The sequence below is a fragment of the Synechococcus sp. RS9909 genome (assembly GCF_014279595.1).
Classification (GTDB): Bacteria; Cyanobacteriota; Cyanobacteriia; order PCC-6307; family Cyanobiaceae; genus Synechococcus_C.
Genome location: NZ_CP047943.1, coordinates 2,527,827 through 2,554,251 on the forward strand (window position 1 = coordinate 2,527,827; position 26,425 = coordinate 2,554,251).

The 26,425-nt window shown below is 63.5% G+C and carries 29 protein-coding genes; 17 read left to right on the forward strand and 12 right to left on the reverse strand.

Annotated elements, in window-relative coordinates:
• Window positions 1-45 precede the first annotated feature (45 nt).
• The 6 genes from SynRS9909_RS13425 (at window position 46) to SynRS9909_RS13450 (ending at window position 3,831) form a co-directional block, all read left to right on the forward strand.
• Window positions 46-348 carry an urease subunit gamma gene (locus SynRS9909_RS13425; RefSeq protein ID WP_007101189.1) on the forward strand — a complete coding sequence of 101 codons (303 nt, stop codon included), beginning with the start codon at window positions 46-48 and terminating at the stop codon, window positions 346-348.
• 21 nt (window positions 349-369) lie between these two features.
• Window positions 370-705, forward strand: a complete 336-nt coding sequence (locus tag SynRS9909_RS13430) for an urease subunit beta (RefSeq protein WP_186593733.1) — start codon at window positions 370-372, stop codon at window positions 703-705.
• 3 nt (window positions 706-708) lie between these two features.
• A complete protein-coding gene (gene ureC, locus SynRS9909_RS13435) occupies window positions 709-2,418 on the forward strand; it encodes an urease subunit alpha (RefSeq protein ID WP_186593734.1) in 1,710 nt (569 codons plus the stop codon).
• Window positions 2,415-3,173: a type 1 glutamine amidotransferase gene (locus tag SynRS9909_RS13440; protein ID WP_186593735.1), complete on the forward strand. Its 759-nt coding sequence runs from the start codon at window positions 2,415-2,417 to the stop codon at window positions 3,171-3,173. The genes ureC and SynRS9909_RS13440 overlap by 4 nt, the downstream gene beginning before the upstream one ends.
• Window positions 3,174-3,364: 191 nt before the next feature.
• On the forward strand, window positions 3,365-3,532 hold the full coding sequence (locus SynRS9909_RS13445; RefSeq protein ID WP_186509456.1) for a DUF4278 domain-containing protein: 168 nt from the start codon (window positions 3,365-3,367) through the stop codon (window positions 3,530-3,532).
• A gap of 80 nt (window positions 3,533-3,612) precedes the next feature.
• Entirely contained in the window at window positions 3,613-3,831 is a 219-nt protein-coding gene (locus SynRS9909_RS13450) for a hypothetical protein (protein ID WP_115009785.1), read from the forward strand.
• Between the two features lie 77 nt (window positions 3,832-3,908).
• Here the strand turns inward: SynRS9909_RS13450 and SynRS9909_RS13455 are convergent, their stop codons facing one another.
• The 6 genes from SynRS9909_RS13455 to SynRS9909_RS13475 all read right to left on the reverse strand — a co-directional run bounded on the left by SynRS9909_RS13455 (window position 3,909) and on the right by SynRS9909_RS13475 (window position 10,851).
• A complete protein-coding gene (locus SynRS9909_RS13455; protein WP_186593736.1) occupies window positions 3,909-4,583 on the reverse strand; it encodes a DUF1028 domain-containing protein in 675 nt (224 codons plus the stop codon).
• Entirely contained in the window at window positions 4,580-5,782 is a 1,203-nt protein-coding gene (locus tag SynRS9909_RS13460) for a Zn-dependent hydrolase (protein WP_370586641.1), read from the reverse strand. The genes SynRS9909_RS13455 and SynRS9909_RS13460 overlap by 4 nt, the downstream gene beginning before the upstream one ends.
• Before the next feature lie 181 nt (window positions 5,783-5,963).
• On the reverse strand, window positions 5,964-7,988 hold the full coding sequence (asnB, locus tag SynRS9909_RS13465; RefSeq protein WP_186593738.1) for an asparagine synthase (glutamine-hydrolyzing): 2,025 nt from the start codon (window positions 7,986-7,988) through the stop codon (window positions 5,964-5,966).
• Between the two features lie 9 nt (window positions 7,989-7,997).
• Window positions 7,998-9,113 carry an aspartate carbamoyltransferase gene (locus SynRS9909_RS13470; RefSeq protein ID WP_186593739.1) on the reverse strand — a complete coding sequence of 372 codons (1,116 nt, stop codon included), beginning with the start codon at window positions 9,111-9,113 and terminating at the stop codon, window positions 7,998-8,000.
• A gap of 161 nt (window positions 9,114-9,274) precedes the next feature.
• Complete coding sequence (locus tag SynRS9909_RS14115) at window positions 9,275-9,403, reverse strand: hypothetical protein (RefSeq protein WP_255445928.1); 129 nt, start codon at window positions 9,401-9,403, stop codon at window positions 9,275-9,277.
• A 17-nt stretch (window positions 9,404-9,420) separates the two neighbouring features.
• On the reverse strand, window positions 9,421-10,851 hold the full coding sequence (locus SynRS9909_RS13475; RefSeq protein WP_186593740.1) for a sodium:solute symporter family protein: 1,431 nt from the start codon (window positions 10,849-10,851) through the stop codon (window positions 9,421-9,423).
• A gap of 316 nt (window positions 10,852-11,167) precedes the next feature.
• Between SynRS9909_RS13475 and SynRS9909_RS13480 the strand changes: the two genes are divergently transcribed.
• From SynRS9909_RS13480 to SynRS9909_RS13490, 3 genes are read left to right on the forward strand one after another with little or no spacing between them, the layout of a single operon-like run.
• A complete protein-coding gene (locus SynRS9909_RS13480; RefSeq protein WP_186593851.1) occupies window positions 11,168-12,643 on the forward strand; it encodes a circularly permuted type 2 ATP-grasp protein in 1,476 nt (491 codons plus the stop codon).
• Entirely contained in the window at window positions 12,637-13,632 is a 996-nt protein-coding gene (locus tag SynRS9909_RS13485) for an alpha-E domain-containing protein (protein WP_186593741.1), read from the forward strand. Before SynRS9909_RS13480 ends, SynRS9909_RS13485 begins: the two co-directional genes overlap by 7 nt.
• Entirely contained in the window at window positions 13,605-14,504 is a 900-nt protein-coding gene (locus SynRS9909_RS13490; protein WP_186593742.1) for a transglutaminase family protein, read from the forward strand. The genes SynRS9909_RS13485 and SynRS9909_RS13490 overlap by 28 nt, the downstream gene beginning before the upstream one ends.
• Here SynRS9909_RS13490 and SynRS9909_RS13495 read toward each other — a convergent pair.
• From SynRS9909_RS13495 to SynRS9909_RS13505, 3 genes are all read right to left on the reverse strand, one after another.
• Window positions 14,492-14,983 carry a redox protein gene (locus SynRS9909_RS13495; protein ID WP_114988886.1) on the reverse strand — a complete coding sequence of 164 codons (492 nt, stop codon included), beginning with the start codon at window positions 14,981-14,983 and terminating at the stop codon, window positions 14,492-14,494. The genes SynRS9909_RS13490 and SynRS9909_RS13495 overlap by 13 nt on opposite strands.
• Window positions 14,984-15,062: 79 nt before the next feature.
• The gene (locus SynRS9909_RS13500) at window positions 15,063-16,106 is read right to left on the reverse strand and encodes a GTP 3',8-cyclase MoaA (protein WP_186593743.1); all 1,044 of its coding nucleotides are present in this window, start codon (window positions 16,104-16,106) and stop codon (window positions 15,063-15,065) included.
• Window positions 16,103-16,636 carry a molybdenum cofactor guanylyltransferase gene (locus SynRS9909_RS13505; protein ID WP_255479180.1) on the reverse strand — a complete coding sequence of 178 codons (534 nt, stop codon included), beginning with the start codon at window positions 16,634-16,636 and terminating at the stop codon, window positions 16,103-16,105. The genes SynRS9909_RS13500 and SynRS9909_RS13505 overlap by 4 nt, the downstream gene beginning before the upstream one ends.
• Here SynRS9909_RS13505 and SynRS9909_RS13510 point away from each other — a divergent pair.
• The 3 genes from SynRS9909_RS13510 to SynRS9909_RS13520 all read left to right on the forward strand — a co-directional run bounded on the left by SynRS9909_RS13510 (window position 16,635) and on the right by SynRS9909_RS13520 (window position 20,817).
• Entirely contained in the window at window positions 16,635-16,934 is a 300-nt protein-coding gene (locus SynRS9909_RS13510; RefSeq protein ID WP_186593854.1) for a hypothetical protein, read from the forward strand. The two genes, SynRS9909_RS13505 and SynRS9909_RS13510, sit on opposite strands and share 2 nt — an antisense overlap.
• Before the next feature lie 27 nt (window positions 16,935-16,961).
• Entirely contained in the window at window positions 16,962-18,503 is a 1,542-nt protein-coding gene (locus tag SynRS9909_RS13515; RefSeq protein WP_186593744.1) for a NarK family nitrate/nitrite MFS transporter, read from the forward strand.
• A gap of 82 nt (window positions 18,504-18,585) precedes the next feature.
• Window positions 18,586-20,817, forward strand: a complete 2,232-nt coding sequence (locus SynRS9909_RS13520; RefSeq protein WP_186593745.1) for a nitrate reductase — start codon at window positions 18,586-18,588, stop codon at window positions 20,815-20,817.
• Here SynRS9909_RS13520 and SynRS9909_RS13525 read toward each other — a convergent pair.
• Complete coding sequence (locus SynRS9909_RS13525; protein WP_114988767.1) at window positions 20,798-21,265, reverse strand: nitrate reductase associated protein; 468 nt, start codon at window positions 21,263-21,265, stop codon at window positions 20,798-20,800. The genes SynRS9909_RS13520 and SynRS9909_RS13525 overlap by 20 nt on opposite strands.
• A gap of 278 nt (window positions 21,266-21,543) precedes the next feature.
• Here SynRS9909_RS13525 and SynRS9909_RS13530 point away from each other — a divergent pair, with 278 nt between their 5' ends.
• Genes SynRS9909_RS13530 through SynRS9909_RS13545 form a run of 4 tightly spaced genes read left to right on the forward strand, consistent with a single transcriptional unit; the run spans window position 21,544 to window position 24,313 of the window.
• Window positions 21,544-21,855 carry a hypothetical protein gene (locus tag SynRS9909_RS13530; protein ID WP_186593746.1) on the forward strand — a complete coding sequence of 104 codons (312 nt, stop codon included), beginning with the start codon at window positions 21,544-21,546 and terminating at the stop codon, window positions 21,853-21,855.
• A 52-nt stretch (window positions 21,856-21,907) separates the two neighbouring features.
• The gene (locus tag SynRS9909_RS13535; RefSeq protein WP_186593747.1) at window positions 21,908-22,606 is read left to right on the forward strand and encodes a carbonic anhydrase; all 699 of its coding nucleotides are present in this window, start codon (window positions 21,908-21,910) and stop codon (window positions 22,604-22,606) included.
• Entirely contained in the window at window positions 22,603-23,079 is a 477-nt protein-coding gene (gene moaC / locus SynRS9909_RS13540) for a cyclic pyranopterin monophosphate synthase MoaC (protein ID WP_115131388.1), read from the forward strand. The genes SynRS9909_RS13535 and moaC overlap by 4 nt, the downstream gene beginning before the upstream one ends.
• Complete coding sequence (locus SynRS9909_RS13545; protein ID WP_186593748.1) at window positions 23,063-24,313, forward strand: molybdopterin molybdotransferase MoeA; 1,251 nt, start codon at window positions 23,063-23,065, stop codon at window positions 24,311-24,313. Before moaC ends, SynRS9909_RS13545 begins: the two co-directional genes overlap by 17 nt.
• On the opposite strand, the gene SynRS9909_RS13550 is transcribed toward SynRS9909_RS13545, so the two are convergent.
• Window positions 24,298-25,107 carry a hypothetical protein gene (locus SynRS9909_RS13550; protein ID WP_186593749.1) on the reverse strand — a complete coding sequence of 270 codons (810 nt, stop codon included), beginning with the start codon at window positions 25,105-25,107 and terminating at the stop codon, window positions 24,298-24,300. The two genes, SynRS9909_RS13545 and SynRS9909_RS13550, sit on opposite strands and share 16 nt — an antisense overlap.
• Window positions 25,108-25,166: 59 nt before the next feature.
• Here SynRS9909_RS13550 and SynRS9909_RS13555 point away from each other — a divergent pair, with 59 nt between their 5' ends.
• Window positions 25,167-26,030, forward strand: coding sequence for an NAD-dependent epimerase/dehydratase family protein (locus tag SynRS9909_RS13555; RefSeq protein ID WP_186593750.1), 864 nt, complete (start codon window positions 25,167-25,169; stop codon window positions 26,028-26,030).
• Here the strand turns inward: SynRS9909_RS13555 and SynRS9909_RS13560 are convergent.
• On the reverse strand, window positions 25,994-26,422 hold the full coding sequence (locus tag SynRS9909_RS13560) for a molybdenum cofactor biosynthesis protein MoaE (protein ID WP_186593751.1): 429 nt from the start codon (window positions 26,420-26,422) through the stop codon (window positions 25,994-25,996). The two genes, SynRS9909_RS13555 and SynRS9909_RS13560, sit on opposite strands and share 37 nt — an antisense overlap.
• Between the last annotated feature and the right edge of the window lie 3 nt (window positions 26,423-26,425).

Here is a 26,425-nt window from a genome sequence, read left to right on the forward strand (position 1 = left end):
GTTGAGGCTGGGTGTGCAGGCGTCACACCCATCACCGTGCCTGCCATGCATCTCTCCCCCCAGGAGAAAGACAAACTCCTGATCGTGACCGCAGCGCTGCTGGCGGAACGCCGGCTCCAACGCGGCCTCAAGCTCAACCATCCCGAGGCCGTGGCCTGGCTCAGCTTCCTGGTGCTGGAAGGGGCCCGCGACGGCAAAAGCGTGGCCGAACTGATGCGGGAAGGCAGCACCTGGCTGGGCCGCGATCAGGTGATGGCGGGCGTGCCGGACCTGGTGCACGAGGTGCAGATCGAAGCGGTGTTTCCCGATGGCACCAAGCTCGTGACCCTGCACGACCCGATTCGCTGACCCACCCCACGCATGCCTGCCATGGCCCCCTTCATCCCCGGCGACCTCATTCCCGGCGAACTGCTTCCCGAACCGGGGGAGATCGAACTCAACGCCGGTCGCCCCGTCACCACGATTTCGGTGGCCAACAGCGGCGACAGGCCGGTGCAGGTGGGCTCCCACTTCCACTTCGCCGAAGCCAATGCCGCCCTGCAGTTCGACCGGGCCGCAGCCCGCGGTCAACGGCTCGACATCCCCGCCGGCACCGCCATCCGCTTCGAACCCGGCGACAGCCGCGACGTGAACCTGATTCCCTTCGCCGGTGCGCGACGCGTCATCGGCTTCAACAGCCAGATCAACGGACCCCTCGACGCCTGACCCATGCCCTACCGCATCTCCCGCCAGGCCTACGCCGAGACCTACGGACCCACCACCGGCGACAGGGTTCGCCTGGCCGACACCGATCTGATTCTGGAAGTCGAAAAGGATTACACCGTCTACGGCGATGAGGTGAAGTTCGGCGGCGGCAAGGTGATCCGCGACGGCATGGGCCAATCCCAGACCCCTCGAGCCGAGGGCGCCGTCGACACGGTGATTACCAATGCCCTGATCCTCGACTGGTGGGGCATCGTCAAAGCCGATGTCGGCCTCAAGGACGGCCGCATCGTTGGCATCGGCAAAGCCGGCAACCCCGACACCCAGGAAGGGGTGACGATCGTGGTGGGCCCAGGGACCGAAGCCATCGCTGGGGAGGGCCACATCCTCACGGCCGGTGGCATCGACACCCACATCCACTTCATCTGCCCCCAGCAGATCGAAACGGCCCTGGCCAGCGGCGTTACCACCCTGATGGGCGGCGGCACCGGACCGGCAACAGGCACCAATGCCACCACCTGCACCCCCGGCGCCTTCCACATCGGACGGATGCTCCAGGCCGCCGAAGGTTTGCCGGTGAACCTGGGCTTCTTCGGCAAAGGCAACGCCAGCACCCCGGAAGCGCTGGAAGAACAGGTGCGCGCCGGTGCCTGCGGCCTGAAGCTGCACGAAGACTGGGGCACCACGCCCGCCACCATCGATGCCTGCCTGTCGGTGGCCGATCGGATGGATGTGCAGGTGTGCATCCACACCGACACCTTGAACGAAGCCGGCTTCGTGGAAGACACGATCGCCGCCATCAAGGGACGCACCATCCACACCTTCCACACCGAAGGCGCCGGCGGTGGACACGCGCCAGACATCATCAAGATCTGCGGTGAGGCCAACGTGCTGCCCAGCAGCACCAACCCCACCCGGCCCTACACCCGCAACACGCTCGAGGAGCACCTCGACATGCTGATGGTGTGCCACCACCTCGATCCGAAGATCCCCGAGGACGTGGCCTTTGCCGAATCACGGATCCGGCGCGAAACGATCGCCGCCGAAGACATCCTTCACGACCTGGGCGCCTTCTCGATCATCGCCAGCGACTCCCAGGCCATGGGCCGCGTGGGCGAGGTGATCACCCGCACCTTCCAGACCGCCCACAAGATGAAGGTGCAGCGCGGTGCCCTGCCCGAAGACTCCGCTCGCAACGACAACCACCGGCTCAAGCGCTACATCGCCAAGGTGACGATCAACCCGGCGTTGGCCCACGGCATCAGCAGCGAAGTGGGGTCGATCGAAACCGGCAAACTCGCCGATCTCGTGCTGTGGAAGCCGGGCTTCTTCGGCATTCGCCCGGAACTGGTGGTGAAGGGCGGTTCGATCGTCTGGGCCCAGATGGGCGATGCCAACGCCTCGATTCCCACCCCAGGCCCGGTGCACGGCCGGCCGATGTTCGGCGCCTTCGGCAAAGCCCTCGCCCCCAGTTGTCTCACCTTCGTGAGCGAAGCGGCGATGGATGCCGACATCCAACGCCAGCTGGGACTGGAGCGCACCTGCATGGCGGTGAAGGACACCCGCAGCGTGGGCAAGAGCGCCCTCAAGCTGAATTCAGCACTGCCCAAGGTGAGCGTGGACCCACAGACCTATGAGGTGTTCGCCGATGGTCAACTGCTCACCTGTGAGCCCGCCGAGGTGCTGCCCCTGGCCCAGCGCTACCTGCTGCTTTGAGCCCCACGCTGCTGGTGGTCCAACACGTGGACCACGAAGACGCCGCACTGGTGGGAGAGCTGGCGCGGCAGCTGGGCCTGACACTCGAGATCCTGAGGCCCGACCGGGGCGACCCACTGCCGGACCCCAGGGCGTGTGCCAACAGCATCGCCCTTGTGCTCGGTGGCCCGATGAGCGTGAACGATCACGACCAACCAGGCATGGACTGGTTGCAGCAGGAACTGGACTGGTTGAGGGCCTGGCACCAGCAACGCCGACCGGTGCTGGGCATCTGCCTCGGGGCGCAGCTCTTGGCTGTGGCTGCAGGGGGCAGCGTTCAACCGCTGCAGGTGGGCGCACCACCGCAGCAACTGAAGGAACTGGGGCTTGGCGCGATCCACTGGGTCGCGGATCCCAGTGATGAGGCCCTGCTCAAGGGGCAACCAAGCAGCACTCTGGTGCTGCATTGGCATGGTGATCGCATCCACCTCCCGGCCGATGCAACCCTGCTGGGTTCTTCACTGCACTGCGCCGAACAGGTGTTTCGGATCGGAGCCCACGCCATTGGCCTGCAATGCCACCTCGAGATCGACGGCGATGCGCTGGAACGCTGGATCGCCAACGACCACGACTACGTGGTGAGCGCCCTTGGAGCTGAAGGACCCGACCGCCTGAGCCAGGACTGGCGCAGGCTGGGCACCACGCTTCAGAAACAAGGCCGAAACTTCTTCAATGCTGTGCTCAATCAACTGATTGAGATCAGCCAGACCCACTAATTCCTACGCACAAAAATAAACAAAACCAAAAACTTTTCTGAAGAGGTATCAACCTGAACACCACTTCGGCATTTGCAAGAGCTTCAATATTTCTGTAGCAACAGCTACCGATCGTTCACTTCGCATCGCGCGAAGCGCAGTTCGCCTCAGGCCATGGAACGGGGACCTGAGCTTGCTTCGAGGACCATCCAATGACCACCCTTCTCTATCGCGGGCATCAATACCAGCAAAACAACGCCACTCAGGGCAAGCCTGGGGTGCAGCTGGTTTACCGCCGCAACGTGTACCAAGCCCGCCAGATCAACAACCACAGCACTCCGGTGCAGCTCGTGTACCGCGGCGTGCGCTACACCCGCTAGGCCAACTTCTCAATCCGTAGCAACTCGAACATTCCAGTTCCGAGGATTGAGGCGTAATAGATCCAGCTTCAGCCAAGACGTTGGATCTCATCACCTCTCGCCTCGACCAGGGCCTCGTGCAAGTGAGTCCCTCCAGCGTGCATGGCGTGTTCTGGCTGCAAACCCACTTTCCGTCTCAGGAATGGGACGCCCTGCTGTCTGGGCAAGCCGCCTTTGGCATGGATTGCATCGATGACCTGATCACCGACGCACGTCAGGCCGGCCTGAATGTGGAGTGGGAAGCATCCGTCCCCAGCTGAGCACTTCTGAATTCCCCAGAAGCCCTGCACACGGCTGCGTTGCAGGGCTTTTTTAATGGCTTAACGACTCTGAATACTCAAGCCACCAAGCGGTTGAGCATCGGCAATTCCGACAGCTCATCCCTCCACTCCTGGGCCCAGAGGGCCTGACTGCGCTCATACACCTCCATCAACTGCTCCACGGCGCACTCGTGGAAATCAACGCGCAGATCCAACAGCGGAAAAGCAGCTTCACCACTCACCTGCACCGCTGCTGAGGTGCAGAAGGGAGAGCGATGGTCACCGCCCGCCGCTTCCCCGGCCTGCAGAGCCATCATCAGACGGCGGCCCAGTTTCAAGCTGGGGTCGCTGGTGAGAAAGGCCTGTTCCATCGCCGCCAACACACCCTCATCCACCAAGCAATTGCCGGCAACAGACAGATCACGCTGATGGCGATGCCCTGCCCAAGGGCCGCAATCCTGCCCCGTCCAACAGGCCGTGCGACCGTCCAGGTCGATCAGGTGAAACTGACGCCGGTCTCGGTGCTGGTCATCCGCCAGCAAGCTGGCCAGAACGCTCTCGGCATCGGAACTCTGCTCAAGGCGCTCAAGGCCACAAATCCCCAGATACGGATTGGTGTGGGCCTGGGTGGCGACAGCACCAACTCCGGCGCGGATGTGAGGCACGGTGGATCCAACAGCCAGATGACAGGTGGCCACAGCCACGCCGAAGCGACCGTTGCTGGGGTCCCGGGCCAGGATCGAAAAGGTCACGGCAGCTGACGGTCGAGCCGCAGCAACGTTTCCAGCAGCACCGCGGTGCCCGCCCAGCACTGCTCGTCACTGGTGAACTCAGCAGCGGAATGACTCAGGCCGCCCCGGCTGGGCACAAAAATCATGCCCATCGGCCAACGTCGGCCAACCTCCTGGGCATCGTGGCTGGCGCGGCTGGGGAGATGGCTGTGGGACAGGCCGAGATCGGCTGCGGCCTCAGCGATCGTGGCCATCACCACAGCGTCAGCAGGGGTGGGATCAACGCTGAACTGGGGGTCAACCGCAATCGGGCAGCCGGTTTCAACACCGATGCGTTCCACCTGATGCATCAACTCCTCAACCAACTGATCGAGAACGGTGGGATCCACATCCCTGAGGTCAACCGTCAGGGCGACTGCGCCGGGGACAACATTGGCTGCATTGGGCCAAACCTCCAGTCGACCCACCGTCGCCACCGGATCTCCGGGATGACGGGAAGCCATGGCCTCGATGGCAAGAACAAGACGCGAGGCCGCCACGAGGGCGTCTTGTCGCAACCCCATCGGTGTGGTGCCGGCGTGATTGGCCTGGCCTTTCACATTGATGCTGAACCGACGCTGACCAACAACGCCCTCCACAACACCGATGGCATCACCGCGTTGCTCAAGAACGCCACCCTGCTCAACATGCAACTCCAGGAAAGCGGCATAAGCATCATCGGAGCGGCGCGCCGAGGCCAGGGAGGGCCAGTGGCCGCCGATGCGCGCCAGGTTGTCCTGAATCGGCTGACCATTGCTGGTGGCATAACTCTCCGGGTCATCGGAGGCCGTGCCCGCCAAGCCCTTGCAGCCCACCATGGTCGACTCCTCGTCGGCAAAAGCGATCAACTCGATGCCGTGCTGCAGGCGCAGGCCCTGGTCTTGCAGCGCGCGGCAGGCTTCCAGACCGGCCAACACCCCCAGGGCCCCATCAAAACGTCCACCGGTGGGAACCGTGTCGAGGTGCGACCCGGTCACCAGGGCAGGGCGGTGGGGATCCAGGCCCTCGAGGCGTCCGATCAAGTTGCCAGCGGCATCAACACGCACCTGCATGCCGAGCTGCTTCATCCAGTGGGCCAGTAACTCACGGCCCTCCACATCCTCCGGCGAAAAACCGCGTCGACACACGCTGCCATCAGGCTTGGCGCCAATGCTGGCCAGCTGCTCAATCGTTGCCACCAAACGATCACGGTTTGGACGCGCCGCGATCTTGGCTGGCTCGACCCGCGATGCAGGGGTGGTCGGAGAAGCCGAAATGAGCGCTGGCAATGCCGTGACCTTCAGTTCAAAGGAACCAACACCTTCACCTGAACGGACCGATCGGCCTGTAGCTAGCGCAACGATTTAACCCTGATCAAAGAATTCAAACGGGCATCAGCACGCGCCAGCCCAGGCGGTCCGCCTCCCGGCGGGCCAGGGCTGGCATGTCTTCCGCCACAAACATGCGGTGCAACATCTGCACGCCCAGCAGGTGATTGATCACCGCATCCATCTGCACACGCTCTGCATCGGTGGTGGCTGGATCCTCGTGACGGGCAAACAAGGCACGCACGCCGGCTTTGCTCAACAAACCAGCGGCATCGATCGCCTCATCACTGAGGTAGTCGTCGGCGAGCTGCTTCATCTGCTCCCACTTCTCGGGCTCCGTGTGGGCTGGCGGTGCCATGAAGGCGAACTTCTCACGCCGGTACAGCACCTCCGGCAACAGGCCGGCCATGGCTTCCCGCAGCACGTATTTCTCGGTTTTCCCCTTGATCCGCAGCTCAGGCGGCACCTGAACCGCAACCGCGGCCAAATGGTGATCGAGGAAGGCGGGTCGCGCCTCCATGGAATTGGCCATGTCGACCCGGTCGCCACCCCAGGTGAGGATCTGGCCCTCCAGCATGGTCTTGATCCAGACGTACTGGGCCTTGTCCAGGGCATGGCGCCCCTCCAGTTGATCCGCATCCAGCTGCTCGGCAATCGCCTTGCCCGGGGAGTAATCCTTCAACGCTGTGGCATGGGATTCCGCCAGAAGCTCCGGCACCAAAGGCGCGCAGGCCAGCCACGGCTGCAGGCAACTGGGGGTGAAGCCAACCACCGCATCAAGATCGGGGTCATCCACCTGGTTTTCAGCCAGCATTGCCCCCTTCACCAGGGCATTGGACTCTTGCAGCAGGCTTTCCCAGCTGGCGCGCTCCTCCTGCGGCAGGTCATCGAGACCATGGAGGAACATGTCGCGGCGAAAGGCGGGATAGCCGCCAAACAGCTCATCTGAGCCTTCGCCAGTCATCACCACCTTGTAATCCACGTCGTTGACGTGACGGCTCATCAAGAACTTGGCCACCGCCAGGGTGTTGTAGATCGTTCGCTCCGCATGCCACATGGTGCGCTCCATGTGGCCATAGAGCTCCTGGCCCGAGAGACGCATCAGATCCTGCTCAGCGCCGGTGGCTTCGGCCATCTCACGGGCAATCGGCGACTCGTCGTAACGGGCGTCGTCAAACCCGATCGTGAACGCCTTCACCGGTGCCTGGCTCACGGCTGAGGCCAAGCCGAGGATCGAACAGCTGTCGATGCCGCCTGAGAGGTAACAACCCACCGGCACGTCGGCCACCATGCGCAGTTCAACGGCCTCCAGCAAAGCCGCACGAACGGCAGCGATGTGGTCGGCTTCGGTTCGCTTCGGGTCCCGCTCGTCCTTGCGCGGAAAGTCGACGTCCCAGTAGGTGGACTCCGACACCTCCAGATGCCCATTCACCCGTTGCACCTTCAGCACATGGCCGGGCTTCACCTGATGCACCCCGGCGAAGGCGGTGGTGCCGGGAACCATGGTCTGCATCAACTGGTGAAACAGACCCTCCGAGGTGAAACGTCGCTCCACCGCCGGATGGGCGAACAGCACCTTCAATTCGGAACCGAACACCAGACCCTCAGGCGTCATCGCCCAGTACTGCGGTTTGATGCCGAAGCGGTCCCGCACCAGGTAAAGGCAGTCTTCGGACCGATCAAACAAGGCAAAGGCGAACTCACCGCGCAACAGGGGCAAGGTCGCCTCAAGGCCCTGGCGTTGATACAGCCGCAGCAGGATCTCGGAATCGCTCTTGCTGCTGAAGCGCACTCCCTGGGCGGTGAGATCAGCCCTGATTCGCTGGAAGTCGTAGAACTCACCGTTGTGGGCCATCAGCACCTCACCGTCATCGGTGAGGAAGGGCTGCCGGGCCCGTGACTCATTCAGGTCAATGATCGAAAGGCGGGCATGGCAGAAGCCAACGCCGGCCTGATCGATCACCTCAACGCCGAAGCCATCGGGCCCGCGATGGGCCTGAATCGCCGCCATGTTGACCAGCAGCTGGCGATCCACCGTCTGCTGACGGTCGGCATTGAAAACACCCCCGATTCCACACATCAGTCCACCTCAGATCACATCCATCACGCGTTCGGCCCGATCCACCATGCAGGTGAGCAGGGCCATCCGCAGGAACACAGCTCCCCTGGCCTGGCTGAAATACCAATTGTGGGGCGTGTCATCCATGCAGGTGCTCAGTTCCGCTCCCCGAGCTAGCGGATGGAGCACGATCGCTTCCGGCTTGAAGGGCATGTCGCGGGTGAGACGGAACCCTCCGCCGTGCACTTCATAGGAATCGCCGACCCAGGCAATGGCATTGATGTAAACCACATCCAAGTCGGGCACTTCCGCCTGCAGATCGGTGCTGGAGCGCACCTTCATCCCACATGCTTCAAGCTCCTCCAACTGTCCTGGGTCGAACAGCGGCTGCTCCGGCTCCAACCCAGGGGCATGAATCACCACCACCTCATCCACGGCCTGCGGGAACTTGGCCAGGATCCGCAACAGTGAGCGAACCGTTCTCATCCGCGAGGGAATTCCGACGATCCCAATGCGAATCCGATCAGCGGGTGCCACTTCAGCTTCAGCAAGCTTGGGGCGCCACTTGAAGATCGTGTAGAGATCCGCCATCGCCTGGGTGGGATGCTCATCGATCCCATTCCCCGCATTGATGATGGGAATCCGCAGGGTTGACGTCATCGCATAAACCGCACCGGGATCGCTGTCCCGCAGCACCACACAATCGCCGTAGTTGTTGAACATGTGGGCGACATCTTCGAGGGATTCGCCCTTGGCGATCCCCGTGGTGGCCCTGTCGGTGATGTTGATGGAGGAACCGCCGAGGCGGTGCCAAGCGCTGTCAAAGGACAGCCGCGTGCGCGTGCTTGGTTCGTAAAACGCGTTGATCAGAATCTTGCCGGTGAGCGGCGTGTTGTGACGGCAATAGCGGTCTGGATTGCTCTCGAATTTCGCCGCCAGCCGAAACACCTGCAAAAGAGTCTGTGGGCGAAACGGTTGGATCGAGACCACGTGCTGATCCACCAGATCCTTCAAAGGCTCAACGTCTTCGGCAATGGCAGCCAGCAGCTCCTGGGGTTGGTTCTGCCCATAAACATCTGGCCCCATCGGCTCAAAGCGAATCTGAACCGATGACGCGTCCACAACTGCTGATTTGGCCTGTGCCATAGCGGGATCGGATCAACACCCTGTTTGCCAGACCGAGTGCTAAAGCCAGGAATTACATCTTTCACCCGTAACAACAACCACACTGCTTCGTCCACGAAGAAGCAGCTTCTTAAGCAAAGATCCGGAAAGGATTGTGCTGGGGTGGACGGCTAAAGGAGACATCACCAAACCCGGCCATTCCTCCACTCCACCCACCAAATCACCAGCAGCACGAGCACCGACAGCACCAGGGCGAGCTGACTGGCCACCAGCAGAAACTGAAAACCCGACAGACCAACGAGGCCGGCCATCAAAGGAAGCGTTTGGATCATCCCTCCTCCTTCAGCAAGGTGAAGTCAAAGCGTTCCGGCCGCATGCGACTGCCAATCAGCATCACAACCGCCGACACGGCCGCCGAAAACACAGCAGCGCAGTAGGGCGCGATCAGCACATAGGCGAGCAGGCCCACAACGCTGCCGGCGAGCATGGCCGCGATGGCAGCCGTGCGGTTGGCCGTGCGCCAGTACAAACCGCAGGCCACCGGCCAGACCGTGGAGGCCACCAGGGCACCGGTGAAGAACAGCACCGACGCCAGCGAATCCAGCCGCGGCCAGGACAGCGCCAGGGTGACGACGGCCAACCCCACCACCATCAGCCGCGCCGCCTGCTTGAGCTGTAGGTCGCTGGCCTGGGGCCGCAACAGGCGGAAGTACACATCCTCCGCCAACAGATCGGCGGTGGATGCCAGCAACGAATCCAAGGTGGAGGTGAGCGAAGCAAACACCACCACAAACACCAGGGCCGCGCCACCGGCCCCGAGCAGATCGGCTGCCATCACAGGGAACACCATGTTCACCTGCTCGAGGGGCAGCTCACGGGCCAGGGCCACGAGGCCAATGGAGCCCGTCACCATCGGCACGCTCATCCAGGCGATTCCGCCCAAAACAAAAGAGGTCATCACCACCGAGCGCCGGCTGGCGAACACCCGGGACCACCAAATGTTGTTGTGAAACACCTCGCCCATCGAAAAGAGGGCGGAATTCCAGGCGATCAACAAGCCCGCCGGCAGCAGCAGATCCAGCCGATCGGGATGCCGGGCCAGCAAGGAGGCATGCACCTCAGGCATCGGGAATTGACGGAAGGCAAGCACCGCCACCACCGCCAGCAACACCATGATCAACAGCGACTGGATGAAATCGGTGCCAATCACGGCCCGCATCCCACCGAACAGGGTGTAGACGGTGGCAACACCAATCACCACCACCATTCCCACGTGGTAATCGAAGCCTGAAAGCGCCTGCAGCAGCAGGCCAGCACCCATCGCCTGGGTCATCAGAAAGCCCAGGGTGTAGATCGCGGTGATCAGCATGAACACCCACCAGGCCAGACGCCCGTAGCGCAGGCGAATGAAGTCGCCGCTGGTGCGCCCGTTGGGCATCAACTGCTTGATCCGCGAGGCCAGGGGGGCGAACAGAATCAGGCCAAGCCCGGCCAGGGCATAGCTGAACATGCCCCAGAGGCCGGTTTTGTAGCCGAATTCAGGGGCGAGCAGGGTGGTGTTGCCGGTGACCCAGGAGGCCATCAACGTGGCCGTACTCAGGGCCAGCCCGATGTTGCGCCCCGCCAGCATGTAGTCGTCGGCATTGCCTTGACCGCGCCGGCCCCAGGCAATCCCCAGCGCCACCCAGAGCACAGAGAACAGCACCACCAACGCCCAGGCGATCCCGGGCTGAAGGAAGGGAACCGAGTCAGCGGACATCCGTCGACCCCCTGCGATTCCAATACAGGTGTCCGCGCAGAATCATCACCACCGTCGCCGCAGTCACAACGGCACCAAGGGCAAAGATCAGTCGCGCCCAGAGCAATTCATCCAAGGCGAAGAGCGTTTGAACTCCAGAAACAGGTAAGCAAAAGAGGCGTCCCAGCTCCAGCTGTCGCCTTCGATTTCGGTGCCTTCGGATACCCAAACATCAGGCGATCAGCGCCCGGTCGCCTGAAATTGCGGAATGTGTAGCAACCACCACCCGAAGGGGGTTGGGGCGACGCCTTGGATGACATTCACCTACGCGATTGGAATGTTCACCGACTACAAACCCACGGTCGGCTTCGACGAATATTTCTGCAATGAAACAGCCAGACCGCGCGACGATCTGGCCACGCTGCTCACATCACTGGGGCAGCTGGGATTGCCCGAGCTCAACCGCAGCCATGCCTCGGCTAGCCAACTGCTGCGTCGCCTCGGCGCCACCTTTCGCCTCAACGATTCCGGCCTCAAAGGCAGCGAACGGATTCTCCCCTTCGATCCCTTGCCCCGGCTGATCAGCCGCAGCGACTGGATCACCCTGGAGCGGGGACTGCTGCAACGCCTGGAAGCCATCGACTGCTTCCTCGCAGACATCTATGGCCCCCAGCAGATCCTCAATGATGGAGTGATCCCGCGGGAAGACGTTGAAAGTTCCTCCGGCTGGCGACCTCAGATGCAGGGCATCAGCCTGCCGCTCAACCGCTGGTGCCACATCTCCGGGCTCGACCTGATCCGCGATGGCAGTGGCACCTGGCGTGTCCTGGAAGACAACCTGCGCTGTCCATCGGGGGTGGCCTATTTCCTCGAGAACCGTCGGGTGATGAAACGGTTGTTCCCTGGCCTGTTCGAAGGCCGTGCCGTTCAACCGATCGACGCCTATCCATCCCATCTGCTGCGCACCCTTCAAGACCTGGCGCCCTGGAGTGACAGCCCCCGCGTGGCAATCCTGACGCCCGGGGTGTTCAACAGCGCCTATTTCGAGCACAGCTATCTGGCCCAGCAGATGGGCATTGCACTGGTAGAAGGGCGCGACCTGGTGTGCGAAGACGGCCGCGTGTGGATGCGCAGCACCAACGGCCTCAAGCCTGTGGATGTGATTTACCGCCGGATCGACGACGATTTTCTCGATCCCACCGTGTTCCGCCAGGACTCGATGCTGGGGGTGCCGGGCCTGATCGACGTGCTGCGGCAAGGACGGGTCGCCATCGCCAACGCCCCGGGCACCGGCGTCGCCGACGACAAGCTGATCTACGCCCACGTGCCGGCGATGATCCGCTACTACCTCGATGAGGAGCCGATCATCGAGAACGTTCCCACCTATCTCTGCGCCCGACCGGACGACCGGCGCTACGTGCTCGAACACCTCGAGCAATTGGTGGTGAAGTCGGTGGCGGAAGCCGGGGGCTACGGAATGCTGATCGGCCCCCAGGCCAGCCGATCGGAGCTGGCGGACTTCGACACGAAGATCCGTGCGAATCCCCGCAACTTCATTGCGCAGCCCACGCTGCAACTCTCCACCGTGCCATCCCTCAGTGACGGTGAGCTCTACCCCTGCCACGTTGATCTGCGCCCCTACGTGCTGCGCGGCGCAAGCAGCTGGGTGAGTCCAGGGGGGCTGACGCGCGTGGCACTCAAGCGGGGCTCCCTGGTGGTGAATTCGTCCCAGGGCGGCGGCTGCAAGGACACCTGGATCGTCGACGACCAACGGATGGCGGCACGGCACCCCCAGGAGGCGGTGCCGTGCTGAGCCGCGTTGCCGATTCGCTCTACTGGATCAACCGCTATCTGGAACGGGCCGAAAACATCTCGCGCTTTCTGGAAGTGAGTGAGGCGATGGCGCTGGACTGTCCTCCGGGCAGCGCCGAACCCTGGCTGCCGCTGGTGGAGGTGACGGGGGATCGCCAGCGCTTCGATACGGCCTACCCCGATGCCACACCCAAACAGGTGGTGCGCTTCCTGCTGCAGGACCGCAGCAATCCCAACAGCATCGTGAGTTGCATTGCGGTGGCACGGGAGAACGCACGGCAGATCAGGGATGTGATCACTACGGAGATGTGGGAGCAGATCAACGATCTGCACTGGAGCCTTCAAGACGACGAAGACATCTGGCGCGAACCGGTGCAGGAACAACTGCGGATCATCCGCCGCGGCTGCCAGCTCGTGTACGGGATCACCGACACCACCCTGAGCCGCGATCTCAGCTGGCTGTTCAGTCAGCTGGGTCGTCTGATCGAACGGGCCGACAAAACCTCCCGCATCCTCGACGTCAAATACTTCCTGCTGCTGCCTTCCCCTGAAGAGGTGGGCGGCGTGCTGGACGAACTGCAGTGGATCACCCTGCTGCGCACAGCGGGGGCTTATCAGATGTATCGCCACAGCGTGCAACAAGCGATCAGCCCTGCAGCGGTGGCACGCTTTTTGCTGCTGGACCCCATCTTTCCTCGCTCGGTGCGGTACTGCCTCCAGGGCATCAGCGACACCTTGCAACAGATCCAGCAGCTCCCGAACCAAGACACGCCGGATGACCTCGACTGTTTGCGCGGTCAGCTCCTTGCCCGGTGGAGCTATGTGCGGATCGACAACCTGATCGAAGCCGGTCTGCATGAAGCCATTGATCAGCTGCAGCAAGACCTCAACCAACTCCACCACCTGATCCAGACCCGCTACTTCACCAGCGCGGACCTCCATTCCATCCCCACCGATCCCGCATGCGCGCTCTCATCATTCACCGCCTGACGTATCGGTATGACGCCCCGGTGTTCCTCGGGGAACATCGCCTTTGTCTGAGGCCTCGGGGGCAAGGATTCCAGACCCTGCTGGAGCATCAACTCAGCGTGTTGCCGGAACCGGAGCAACGTCGGGAACTGGTGGCCGCCAGCGGCGATGAAATCCAACGGCTCCGCTTTCTCGGCAGCACCGATGAACTCGTCTTTGAGGCCCGCAGCCTGGTGGAGACCCGGCCAGCACCCCCGCTGGAGAGCTGCTTCAACGGCCTCGAACCACCCCTGCCCTACCCGCAAGGCCAACTCAACAGCGATCTGCAGGGGGCACTGGAAGGCTGGTTGCCCAACGGCCAACACGAACCCTCGGCCATCGAGCTCACCCAGGAAGCCCTGATGGGCAGCAACCAGCAGACCCTGGCCTTTCTGAAGCAACTGATTGAACTGATTCAAGAGCGGGTGAAATACACCCAACGCCATGTGGGACCCGCCTGGCCGGCGGGCCGAACCCTGCGGGAGCGGATCGGCTCCTGCCGTGATCTGGCCATGCTGATGGTGGCCTGTTGCCGCGTGGTGGGTCTTCCGGCCCGCTTTGTGAGCGGCTATCAACTGCAGCAACCTCCCCCGAAGGAGTACGACCTGCATGCCTGGGCGGAGGTTTACCTGCCGGGAGCGGGCTGGCGGGGCTTTGACCCCAGTGCCGGGATGGAAGTCAACGAGCGCTATGTCGTGCTGGCCACCTCCTCCAAGCCGGAACTCACCGCGGCCGTGAGCGGCAGCTTCAGCGGCCCCCCTGGAGCCAACAGTGAACTGAACTGGCAGATTCAGATCAGAGAGGACGCCTCCGCAACGGAAACCCCCTCACGCAACCTGGTTCAGGCCGCCTGAAGCAACGGCTCCACCCCATGCAACTGGGGCTTCGGCGCCGAGCTGTGGGTGGCTGCCATCAAGGCCGGGATCTCGGCGCTGTTGTAGACGCGGAATTCCCTCACCAGAGAAGCGCCCTCCTCACGAACCGCCTGGTTCAGAACGACGGAACCATCGGGATCGGAGATCGAGCGGTGGAAAGTGCCAGGCGGGATACGAAGGATGTCACCACCGCTCTCGAGCCGAACGATGTGGAACGGCTGCTCCCAGGCCAGGTTCACCAGGAAGAAGGTTCTGCCGCCGCTTGCCGCAAGCAGATTGTCTTCCTGATGGGGATGCAGATAGAACTGCCAGGCTCCGCTCTCCGGATCGTTGGGGGGCGACACGGCCGGGCCGCTGTGAATCACCAGGTCGCGCGCGTTCGAGGTGTTCACGGTGACGTCGAAAAAACGAACCGACGGGGTGTCGCGGAAGCGCTCGTAGGCCAGCAGTTCAAACATGTCGATGGATCCTGAGGGATCCTTCAGCTGCCCCGTTGTACCGGGGGCATCACGCAAAAACGGTGACGATCACGACGGTTCAGCCCCCCAAATACGCCATTTCCGCATGGGTTGACGCAACAGCGGCTGGATCACGCTCCTCGCTGTAGCGGTCTTGGCGTCGCTGCCAGAGCTGGCGCATGGCCTGCTCAAGCTGAGGCTCTGAGGCGAGCGCGGGCTTGAGATCGGTGCCTTCAGCAGAAAACAGGCAGGTGAACGCCTGCCCATCAGCGGTGACACGCAAGCGGTTGCAATCCCCGCAGAACGGCTCACTGATGGAGGCAATCACACCGATGGTTCCAGCACCATCGCGGTAGTGCCAACGCCGGGCCGTCCCACCCCGCGGGCGACCCAAAGGCTCCAGGGGCCAACGGGCATGAATGTGCTCCACCATCTGCGCCGCCGGCAGCACCTGGTCCAGCGTCCACTGGTTGCGGTTGCCCACATCCATGTATTCGATCAAACGCAGCTCCATCCCCTGCTGCCGGGCCAAATTGGCCAAGGGCAACAGCTGATCGTCATTGATCCCCCGTTGGATCACGGCATTGAGCTTGAGCTCGCCGCATGAGGGGTCAAAGCCAGCGGCGCAGGCCGCCGCGATGCCGTCCTGCACCTGGCGCACCAGGCGGTCTCCAGCCACGGCACCACCCTTGAGACCAGCCATGCGCGCCGCTGCCTCCCCTTCCGCCGCATCCAGGCTGATGGTGATTCGATCCAGCCCTGCGGCACGCAACGCCCGCGCCATCGGTTCCGACAACAGCACCCCGTTGCTGGTGAGCGCCACGGCCTGCAAACCAGCGATCGGATCCGAACGATCCCGCCGGGCCTGGGCCACCGCCTCCAACAACGGCAACAAGCGCCGGCTCAACAACGGCTCTCCACCGGTGAGCCGCAGCGTTTGTGCCCCCAGGCGCGCGGCCACACGAATCACGCGCATCTGCTGCTCCAGCGTCAGCAGGCCAGGGGGCTCCTCCACATCCGGACAGCAGTACGGACAGGCGAGATTGCAACGGGCCGTGAGCGACAACCGCAACACCCCGATGGGCCGGTTGAGGCGGTCTGCGAGCGGCAACAACGTGCTCATCCCTCCAACGCTGCCAGATCTGCAGGGCAATTGGCATTCACCAACGCCTTTTGAGGCAAGCGCACCGCCTGATGGGGAACGCAGGTCAACCAATCCATCCAGCGCAACTCGCCGCGTTGCAGTTGCTGATCAAGGCAGGAGCGGAAGGGAGAACCGGAGGGGATCACCGCCAGCAACGGCTGCAACCGTTGCCCGTCATGGGCCACTGCTGCTTGATCGGGGGCACGATTCCAGGCTGCGATCAGCTGCCGGACAACGGCGGTGCGCAAACGGGGCATGTCCACCGGCAGCACCAACACAGCCTCCCCAGGCTGAGACGGCAACAGCCTGGCCAGCGCCTGCAGAGGGCCATTCCAGGGAGGGGGCTCCAGCAGCACGGAACATCCCGGCCGGTGGGCAAGCAGCTCTGCGTGGGCGGCATGACGACTCAACACCTGCACCGGATAACCGAGGGGCAGCAGCTGGTCGACCAGGGCCGTGAGCCAGACACCACCGGAGGGATGCGGCAGGAGGGCCTTGTCACGCCCCATGCGACGGCTGCTTCCGCCACTGAGCACACAAACCCGCAAGCCTTGGTTCACATCGCCGACCAACAATCTGCACCAGCGGAGTCCAACAACCCACAAAAGTTGCAACCGCTACCAAATCATTGCCGCACAAGAACGTCTGATCCGATCAATCAGCCCCGTTGATGTTTGCTTCGGCACAGAAAAACAGAAATTGGTAACCAATCCGACCAAACACGGGCCCGACGAATTGATTAACTGCGCGGGTCAAACGGATTCTCTTTTCGACCGTTTTGCCATCCCCGGGCACCTTTCCTTTTGAAGCCCGAGGTTCCTTCTCTTCTCCTCAATGCTTGGCGACCTTTGGTCGTTCCAGGGCAGGTACCGAACCCTTCACCTGACCTGGATCGCCTTCTTCCTGACCTTCGTGGTCTGGTTCAACCTGGCCCCTCTGGCCACCACCGTGAAAGCGGACCTGGGTCTGACCGTTGGTCAGATCCGCACCGTGGCCATCTGCAACGTGGCCCTCACCATTCCGGCGCGCGTGCTGATCGGCATGCTGCTGGACAAATTCGGACCCCGGATCACCTATTCCTCGATCCTGGTGTTCTCGGCGATTCCCTGCCTGCTGTTTGCGTCCGCTCAGGACTTCAACCAGCTGGTGGTGGCCCGTCTGCTGCTCTCCATCGTTGGCGCCGGCTTCGTGATCGGCATCCGCATGGTGGCCGAGTGGTTCCCTCCCAAGGAAATCGGCCTGGCTGAAGGCATCTACGGCGGCTGGGGCAACTTCGGCTCCGCCTTCTCCGCCCTCAGCATGGTGGCCCTCGCTGGCTTCCTCTCCTTCTCCGGCGGCTTCGAACTGCCCACCGGCGCTGTTCTGAACTGGCGCGGTGCCATCGCCCTGACCGGCATCGTCTCCGCCGTCTACGGCCTCTTCTACTTCTTCAACGTCACCGACACCCCCCCCGGCAAGACGTATCAGCGCCCGGCGAAATCCGCCGGCCTGGAAGTCACTTCCATGCGCGACTTCTGGGGTCTACTGGGCATGAACGTGCCCTTCGCAGCCATCCTTTGCGTGCTCTGCTGGCGCCTTTCCAAGGTGGGCTTCCTCACCGCAAGCACCTACCCCCTTGCCCTCGGTGCCGTTGCCGTCTGGTTTGCCTTCCAGACCTGGGGAATCATTCGCACCAACCGCGACCTGATCCTCGGCAACAAGGTTTATCCCAAGGAAGATCGCTACGAGTTCCGCCAGGTGGCGATCCTCGAGCTCACCTACATCGTGAACTTCGGCTCTGAACTGGCCGTGGTTTCGATGCTGCCCACCTTCTTTGAAACCACCTTCGATCTGCCGAAGGCCACCGCCGGAATCCTGGCGTCCTGCTTCGCTTTCGTGAACCTGGTCGCCCGCCCTGCTGGCGGTCTGATCTCCGACCGCGTCGGCAGCCGCAAGAACACCATGGGCTTCCTCACTGCCGGTCTCGGCGTGGGCTACCTGGTGATGAGCATGATCAAGCCCGGCACCTTCACCGGCACCACCGGCATTGCCGTTGCCGTGGTAATCACCATGCTCGCTTCGTTCTTCGTGCAGTCCGGTGAAGGCGCCACCTTCGCGCTGGTGCCCCTGGTTAAGCGTCGCGTCACCGGCCAGGTGGCCGGCCTGGTTGGTGCCTACGGCAACGTTGGTGCTGTGACCTACCTGACCATCTTCAGCCTCCTGCCGATGTGGATGGGCGGCGGCGGCGAACCCACCCCCGAGGTGATCGCGGCTTCCAACAGCGCCTTCTTCCAGATCCTGGGTGTGGCCGGTCTGATCGTGGCCTTCTTCTGCTTCTTCTTCCTGAAGGAGCCCAAGGGGTCCTTCGCAGACCTGCACGAAGGCGAAACCGCCTGATCCATCTCCCTCCGCAGCACCCTGTCGCTGCACAACGACCCGGAGCTTCGGCTCCGGGTTTTGTTCTTTTTTTGGTTCCTGCATGACCAACTCACCCCGCAGCGTGCGCAGCCAGTGCCCCTACTGCGGCGTGGGTTGTGGCCTGGAGCTCTTGCCTCCTGCCGTGAAGGGTGAGGCCGTGAAACGGGATGCCGAGGGCAACCCGATGTGGACCGCCCGCGGCGACCGCGAACACCCCTCAAGCCTTGGCCAGGTCTGCATCAAGGGCGCCACCGTCGGCGAAACCCTGGCCCCAGGCCGCCTGCGCCAACCCCTGTTCCGCCAGACCCTTGAGGACGACTTCGCGCCGATCAGCTGGGACGACGCTCTCAACAAAATCACCGGCCAGATCCAGGCGAGCGTGGCCCGGCGCGGCAACGCCGATGGCATCGCCATGTACGGCTCCGGTCAATTCCACACCGAGGATTACTACCTCGCCCAGAAGCTGCTCAAAGGCGCCCTGGGCACCAACAATTTCGACGCCAACTCACGGCTGTGCATGAGCTCAGCGGTGGCGGGCTACACCCGCAGCCTGGGCTCCGATGGTCCCCCCTGCAGCTATGAAGACCTCGACCACTGCACAGTGGCGTTTCTGATCGGCACCAACACGGCCGAATGCCACCCGGTGCTGTTCCAGCGGCTGCTGAAGCGGAAACGCAAAAACCCCGGCAGCGTCAAGATCGTGGTGGTGGATCCACGCCGCACCGACACCGCCAAAGCCGCCGATATCCACTTGCCGATTGCACCGGGCAGCGACCTGGCCCTGCTGCACGGGATTGCCCACTTGGTGCTGCGCGAAAACGGCCAGGATCCGGCCTTCATCGACGACCACACCGAGAATTACGACGCCTTTTTTGACGTCGCCGCCCGCTGGACCCCAAGACGGGTGGCCCTGTTCTGCAACATCCCCGAAAAACGCCTTCGGGAAGTGGCGGCTCTGTTCCACCGGCGCGAGAAGGTGCTCAGCCTCTGGTCGATGGGGGTGAACCAACGCCGTGAAGGAACGGCCGTGGTGCAGGGGTTGATCAATCTGCATCTGCTCACCGGCCAGATCGGCAAGCAAGGAGCGGGCCCGTTTTCCCTCACCGGCCAACCCAACGCCATGGGCGGACGCGAAGCCGGAGGCCTGGCCCACCTGCTGCCGGGCTACCGCCTGGTGGCCAACGCCGAACACCGCGCCGAAGTGGAGCAGGCCTGGCAGCTGCCGGCAGGACGAATCAACACCAAGCCCGGATTGGCGGCCTGGCAGCAGATCGAGGCCATGGAACAGGAGGCGCTGGACCTGTGGTGGGTGGCCGCCACCAACCCCCTGGTGAGCCTCCCGGATCTTGACCGGGTGAAGTCGGCCATGCAGAAGTGCCCGCTGGTGGTGGTGAGCGAGGCCTACGCCGACTCGGAAACGTCCCACTACGCCCACCTGCTGTTGCCCGCAGCCCAGTGGAGCGAGAAGGCCGGCGCCATGACCAATTCCGAACGGCGGGTCACCTACTGCCCGGCCTACCGGCGTCGTTTCGGCGAGAGCCGTCCCGACTGGGAGATGTTTGCCGAGGTGGGCCGGCGCCTGGGCTACAGCGAGCAGTTCAACTTCGAATCAGCGGCTGAGGTGTACGCCGAATTCACAGCTCTCACCCAGGGCAGGCTTTGCGATGTGAGCGGCCTCAGCCATGAACTGCTGGAAGGCGAAGGACCGCAGCAATGGCCCTATCCCAGCGGCAGCACCCCCACCACAGAAGCCAAACGTCTCTACGAAGACCGTCAATTCGCCACCCCCAACAAACGCGCCCGCTTCAGCACCGATCAACCGCTGGGACTAGCGGAACCCCCCTGCGACACCTATCCGCTGGTGCTGACGGTAGGCCGCTACCTGGGCCAGTGGCACACGATGACCCGCACCGGCAAGGTGGAACGGTTGATGAAACAGCATCCCGAGCCGCTGCTGGAGATTCACCCCGGTGACGCGCAGGAGTTGAAACTGCGCAACGGTGAACTGGCGGCGATCAGCTCACGCCGCGGCCACCTCACCGCCACGGTGAAAGTCACCGATCGCATCCGGCGTGGGTCGGTCTTCCTGCCGATGCACTGGGGATTCACCCAGGAGAAAGCCTGCGAAGCCAACACCCTCATGCACGACGAGGCCTGCCCGGTGTCAAAGCAGCCTGAACTCAAGGCCTGCGCGGTGATCGTGGCTCCCGCCGTCTCGGTGGTGAAGCCCGTTGAACAGCAGAAAGGACGATTGGAGGCCCTGCGCCGGCTGCTCACACCAGCACTTCGCTGAAGGCTGCCTCAAGGTTGTGGTGGTCGTGCCCAGGCCGAACCAACTTGCACAAGGCAAAGCGATCCAGCTCACTGAGCTGGGTCCACTGCTCCAGGGTCAGCGCCACACCCCGCACTGTGGCCGCCTCCTGCACCACAGCGGGCAGCTCCGCCTGCTGTTGCCAGGGGGCACCACTCACCGGTGGCAGATCCTTGGCCATGCCATCGGCCATGGAGCGCGTGCAATCGCGCAGGTGTTGGCGAAGCTGCTCAAGAGCATCGGCGCCATCCGGCCAATCCACCAGGGCTTGACGTTGCTCCTGGGAAAGTTCAAGCCAGTGGTTGAGCTTCAACTTCACCCCACACAGATCCAATTTGCGTCGCACACACAGAGGGATGCAGCGCCAGTTGCCGATGAAGTCCTGTTCAAAGGCAAAGCAATGGCAGGCGGAATTACGGCGGCTGGACATCAACCAAAGCCTTGATCGGTGTCAATGATGACAACGGAAGCCCACGGAAACAGAGATGTTTACCCCGTTACAAATGTTGGTCTGTGCGCTTCGCCCTCTCCCTCGGAATGCTGCTGGGAATGTCCCATGGATGGGTCACGGCTGAAGCACTCCAACAACAGCCCATGCAGGGCTTTGATCCCATAGAAACTGTTAATTCCGCTACACAATTCAACCTGTTTAGTAGTCGTTCACACCAATTTTTTCCATACTGAAGCTCTGTTTAAAGAGTTTCTGCCGTGACCAGCAGCATCTCGTCCGCTTCCGGCCGCAGCCCGATCACCCTGGCCGCCGGTTTCCTGGGCGCCTTCATCGTTGGTTCCCTCGCCGTGCAGCTGGTACGCACCCAGACGGCTTCCGTTCAGGCCGGTGCCGCTGGCGTGGAGCCGGTAATCGCCGGCCCTGCCGCTCTCTGGGCTCCCTTGGCCGAGCGCGACATCGCCAGTGCCACCGCAGCCGCAACAGCCCAACCCACTGCTGCCATCCAGCCCGCCGTTGAGCCTGTTGTGGGCTCCGAAGCCACCCTCTGGTCTGCCTTCGGCGAGCGCTGATCGCACTGCCCACGCAGCACAGCCCACCAGCCGGCCCGCATAAGGTGCCGGCATGGGGATTCAGCGCCGTCAATTCCTCCAACGAACGGGCGGTCTGGCCTTGGCCGCCCTGATCCAAGCGCGCCCCGTTGAGGCAGCAGAGGAGGGCTTCTGCAGCCCGAATGATCCACTCGAGGCCCTGATGGAGGGGAACCGCCGATTTGCCGAGGCCTGGCGCCAGGGCAAACAAGACGACGGAACGACACCCAGAACGGCGGGCGCTAACCCGCGCTGCTTCAACTCCCCCAGGGCGTTGGCCACCAGCCAACATCCCTGGGCCACCGTGCTCACCTGCTCTGATTCACGGGTGTCGCCGAGCTGGGTGTTCGACACCACCCCTGGTGAACTGTTCGTGATCCGCAACGCCGGCAACACCGCCTTCACCGAAGCCATTGCCTCGGTTGAATACAGCGTCAGCGTTCTCAAGACGCCACTGTTGATGGTGATGGGACACAGCGACTGCGGAGCCGTGACGGCGGCGATGGACACCAACCCGCTGACCCCCTCCCTGGAGCGACTGATCCAACCCATCCGGGAGAACATCAACGGCAGCAGCGATCTCGAGGACGCCGTGAAGCGCAACGCCCTCGCCAGCGCCTCCACCTTGATTCAACGCAGCGCCGTTCTGGCTGAGGCCAAAGCCAGCGGTGCGCTGAAACTGGTGGTGGGTTGTTTCCAACTCAGCAGCGGTGTTGTGAGCTTGATCGAATGACGCAAGATCTGAGTCACCTGAACCAGCAAGGCGAGGTTCACATGGTGGACGTGGGGGACCGGCCGACCACCCACCGCGAAGCCCATGCCCGTGGCGCCATTCGCATGGACGCCTCAACCCTCGGCCTGATCCAGCGGGGCGAGACACCGAAAGGAGATCTTCTGGCGGTCGCCCGGGTGGCAGCGATCCAGGCCGCCAAACGCACCTGGGAGCTGATTCCCCTGTGCCATCCGCTGCCACTCAGTGGCATGGATGTGTCGATCGACGCCGACGCCTCCCTGCCTGGCCTGGTGGTCCACTGCCGTTGCCGCACCACAGGCCAGACCGGGGTGGAAATGGAAGCGATGACGGCCGTGTCCGTGGGGCTGCTGACCCTTTACGACATGCTCAAGGCGGTTGATCCAGCCATGACGATCGAGGCGATCCAGCTGGAGTTCAAGGAAGGAGGGAGGAACGGTGTCTGGAAACGCTGAGCCCTACGGACGCGAAGGGCTACCTCTGGAAGAGGCACGTCGACGGGTTCTTGCGGCGCTTCAGCCGATCACAACCAGCAACACAGTGCCGCTGCAGCAGGCCCTCGGCCGGGTGAGCGCTGCGGATGTGCTGGCCAGCGCGGCCGTTCCGGGATTCCGGGCTTCGATCATGGACGGCTACGCCCTGGGGCAGAGCCACCAACCCAAACCTGGGGACACCTGGCAGCTGAAGGGACGCTCCGCCGCCGGCCAGCCCTTCAACAGAACCCTGGCCACCGGCGATGCGATCCGCATCCTCACCGGCGCTCCACTGCCGGACGGTGCCGGCTGGGTGCTGCCCCAGGAGCTGATCAGCGTGGACGGCACCAGCCTCCAGCTGGTGAAAGAGGCGTCGGATCGTCCCTGGATTCGCCTCGAGGATGAGGAATGCCGAGCGGGGGACCTGCTGCTGGCCGCTGGAGAGCGCCTTGGTGCCGCCGATCTCGCACGCCTCGCCGGCTGCGGCATCGCCGAGCTAACCATTGCGCAGCAACCCCGCATCGGGCTGCTGATCAGCGGGGACGAGCTGGTGCCACCCGGAACAGCGCGGCAACCCGGTGCCATCTGGGAGAGCAACGGCACGCTTCTGGAGACGATGCTCCGAGCCCTGGGGCAATCGGTGACCCAGCGACGGGTGGTGGCCGATCAACCCGACGCCCTGCGCCAGGCCCTGCTGGATCTGGCCCATGACTGCGACGTGGTGGTGAGCACCGGCGGCGTCTCCGCTGGCGACACCGATTGGATCCGACCCCTGGTGGCGGGGCTGGGTGCCGTGGACTTCTGGAAACTGTTCCTACGCCCGGGGCGCCCCTTCGCCTTCGGCAGCATCGGCGAAAGCGTGCCATTTTTCGGACTGCCGGGCAATCCCGTGGCGGCGGCGGTCACCGCCCTGCAACTGCTCTGGCCCGCCCTGCAGGTTCTGGAGGGCCAAAGCGAACCGGAGCTATTCCCCCGGGTGATGGTGGAACTCGCTGACCCGTTGTCCCGCCGACCGGGACGGCCGGAATTGGCTCGGGCCCGCCTTGACACCAACGCCGCAGGAACGCTGCTGGCACGGGTGGATGGCTCGCAGGCCTCGTCCAGGATCGGTTCCCTGCAACAGGCCGATCTGCTGCTGGAACTGCCAGCGGAAGCCGGCCCGCTCGAAAGCGGCACCCGTCTCTGGGCCCAGCTCATCCGTCAGCGGATTTTCTGAGCCGGATCAGGCTGAAACCAGCGGCGCTCCCAGGCCATGAGCCTGCCGGTTGAATCGAAATGGATGCTGATCTGCTGAAACAGGGCAGCGCCGAGACGGCCACCGATCTCGAGGCTGAAGGGCGCACTGGGGAGCTCACTGGGCACCGAAAACACCAAGCCGTCGGGCATCACCGCTGAGCAGTCGTTGTGCAACAGCTGGCTTGGATCGAACACCAGCGAAGCGGCGTCCTCCGCCTGGCCGTTCACCCCCGCCTGCGGCCTGAGCATCTGCCGCTCGCCACTCCATCCCTGCACCTGCGCCAGCAAGGCCTCGGGTGTCCCGCATGCGGGACGGTCGGGTTCGGGATCGGTGCCGTTCATGCAACGGAAACCCACCGCCCCAACACGCTGCAAACGCCAGCGGCCGTCAAGCGGTTCCCAGAGCAGCACCAGCATCGAGCGGGAACGACCGCAGAACAAGTTGATCTCATGGCCGAAGCGAGGACGCTCGGCATCCAACCCCCGGCTGGACTGACCGCCCGCCCCGGGGAACTGCCAGCAGCCTCCACCGGCGTTGTAGGTGGCCCGGCTGATGGGATAGGTGGCCTTACCCCCGGGGGCAAAGGCCAGACCCGATCCATCCCACACCCCGTGGTCGTCATCGGAAAAGGAAATCGCGTAGGTGGTGGGGTCGATCCAACGGGTCGGATGCTGCAGATCCAGCCGACCGCTGCCGTCCCGCTCAAACCAATGGCCGCAGCCCTGCCAGTGGCCGGCGAAATTGCGGCGGTTGAGGGTCCACTGATCAGTCATGTCCGTGACGGCAGCCAACGGTCGGTCTCCTTAGGGTCGCCCCAACAGCCATCCCCGCCATGGACCTGACGATCGTTGGCTGCGGCTACGTGGGGCTCGCTTTGGCGGAGCGGCTGCAACCAAAACGCCCCCAGCTGAAGCTGACGCTGACCACCACCAGCAGCGAACGGCTGGAGCAACTCAGCCCCCTCGCCGATCGGGTGGAACTGTGCGACGCCACAGACCCCGCGCAATTGCGGGAGGCTCTGCGGAAAAGCAGCAATGCCGTGTTCTGCCTCGGGCCAAAGGGAGATCGCCAGGTGGATGCCAACGGCTACCGCCACACCTTCGTCGACAGCTTCCATTGCCTGACGTCGCTGTTGCCACAACTGCCGAAACTGCGGCAGATCGTCTACACGGGCAGTTGCTCGGTGTACGGCGATGCCGCGGGGGACTGGGTGGATGAACAAACGCCACCCACACCAGGCAGCGGCCACAGCGATGTTCTGCTGAAAAGCGAACAACTGCTCAGCGGCATCAGCGACAGACGGGTGTGCATCCTGCGCCTCGGGGCGCTCTATGGCCCTGGCCGCGATCTCGATCGACGCCTACGCGGGCTCGCCGGACTGGAACGCCCTGGCAGCGGCTCGACCTACAGCAACTGGCTGCATGTGGCCGATGCCGCCGGTGCCCTTGAAGCCGCTCTCGATGCTGAATGGGCCGGTCTGGTGAATGTGGTCAACGACGAGCCGCTTCGGCTGCGGGACCTGGTAGGCCGCAGCCTGCAGCGCCAGGGCCTGGCCCCCGTGCGCTGGCTTGGGCAGGACGAACCGGGTTCAGGGGGCCGACGGATTCGCAACAGCCGGCTCAAACAGCTGGGCTACCAGCTGCAGCACCCGCGCCTTGATCAGAGCGGCGTGTTGGCCGCCAGCCAGGTGCCCTGACCCGCGCACCACTCCCGCTTCCAGAACGGGGCCTGGTGCTTGAGTTGTTCCAACAAAGCGGCCGAGCAGCGCTGCGCCGCCCCACGGCGATCGGCCTGCACCGCCACCAGCACGATCGGCTCACCGGGGGCGAGCTTGCCCACCCGATGCAGCACCAAAATCGACCCCGCCCGGTGCTCCTGCTGCAGACGCAGCGCCATTGCCGTGATCTGACGTTCGCAAAGGCCGGGAAAGTGCTCCAGCTCCAGTGCCTCCAAAGGCCGGCCATCCATGGTGGTGGGACGCACCCGACCCATGAAGATCGCAGCGGCCGCGGCATCCCCGCTCCAAAGCGCCAGTTGCTGCCAAGGATCAAAGGGATCCGGGCACACCTCCACACGGCAATCGGTCACGCG

Coding starts and splice junctions, on each gene's coding strand:
- ureC (WP_186593734.1), top strand. CDS start 709: ATGCCCTACCGCATCTCCCGCCAGGCCTACGCCGAGACCTACGGACCC.
- SynRS9909_RS13475 (WP_186593740.1), bottom strand. CDS start 10,851: ATGTCCGCTGACTCGGTTCCCTTCCTTCAGCCCGGGATCGCCTGGGCG.
- SynRS9909_RS13550 (WP_186593749.1), bottom strand. CDS start 25,107: ATGACTGATCAGTGGACCCTCAACCGCCGCAATTTCGCCGGCCACTGG.
- SynRS9909_RS13555 (WP_186593750.1), top strand. CDS start 25,167: ATGGACCTGACGATCGTTGGCTGCGGCTACGTGGGGCTCGCTTTGGCG.
- SynRS9909_RS13535 (WP_186593747.1), top strand. CDS start 21,908: ATGGGGATTCAGCGCCGTCAATTCCTCCAACGAACGGGCGGTCTGGCC.
- moaC (WP_115131388.1), top strand. CDS start 22,603: ATGACGCAAGATCTGAGTCACCTGAACCAGCAAGGCGAGGTTCACATG.
- SynRS9909_RS13425 (WP_007101189.1), top strand. CDS start 46: ATGCATCTCTCCCCCCAGGAGAAAGACAAACTCCTGATCGTGACCGCA.
- SynRS9909_RS13430 (WP_186593733.1), top strand. CDS start 370: ATGGCCCCCTTCATCCCCGGCGACCTCATTCCCGGCGAACTGCTTCCC.
- SynRS9909_RS13510 (WP_186593854.1), top strand. CDS start 16,635: ATGCGACGGCTGCTTCCGCCACTGAGCACACAAACCCGCAAGCCTTGG.
- SynRS9909_RS13500 (WP_186593743.1), bottom strand. CDS start 16,106: ATGAGCACGTTGTTGCCGCTCGCAGACCGCCTCAACCGGCCCATCGGG.
- SynRS9909_RS13480 (WP_186593851.1), top strand. CDS start 11,168: ATGTTCACCGACTACAAACCCACGGTCGGCTTCGACGAATATTTCTGC.
- SynRS9909_RS13445 (WP_186509456.1), top strand. CDS start 3,365: ATGACCACCCTTCTCTATCGCGGGCATCAATACCAGCAAAACAACGCC.
- SynRS9909_RS13495 (WP_114988886.1), bottom strand. CDS start 14,983: ATGTTTGAACTGCTGGCCTACGAGCGCTTCCGCGACACCCCGTCGGTT.
- SynRS9909_RS13525 (WP_114988767.1), bottom strand. CDS start 21,265: ATGTCCAGCCGCCGTAATTCCGCCTGCCATTGCTTTGCCTTTGAACAG.
- SynRS9909_RS14115 (WP_255445928.1), bottom strand. CDS start 9,403: ATGGCCGGCCTCGTTGGTCTGTCGGGTTTTCAGTTTCTGCTGGTGGCC.
- SynRS9909_RS13490 (WP_186593742.1), top strand. CDS start 13,605: ATGCGCGCTCTCATCATTCACCGCCTGACGTATCGGTATGACGCCCCG.
- SynRS9909_RS13470 (WP_186593739.1), bottom strand. CDS start 9,113: ATGGCACAGGCCAAATCAGCAGTTGTGGACGCGTCATCGGTTCAGATT.
- SynRS9909_RS13520 (WP_186593745.1), top strand. CDS start 18,586: ATGACCAACTCACCCCGCAGCGTGCGCAGCCAGTGCCCCTACTGCGGC.
- SynRS9909_RS13515 (WP_186593744.1), top strand. CDS start 16,962: ATGCTTGGCGACCTTTGGTCGTTCCAGGGCAGGTACCGAACCCTTCAC.
- SynRS9909_RS13505 (WP_255479180.1), bottom strand. CDS start 16,636: ATGGGGCGTGACAAGGCCCTCCTGCCGCATCCCTCCGGTGGTGTCTGG.
- asnB (WP_186593738.1), bottom strand. CDS start 7,988: ATGTGTGGAATCGGGGGTGTTTTCAATGCCGACCGTCAGCAGACGGTG.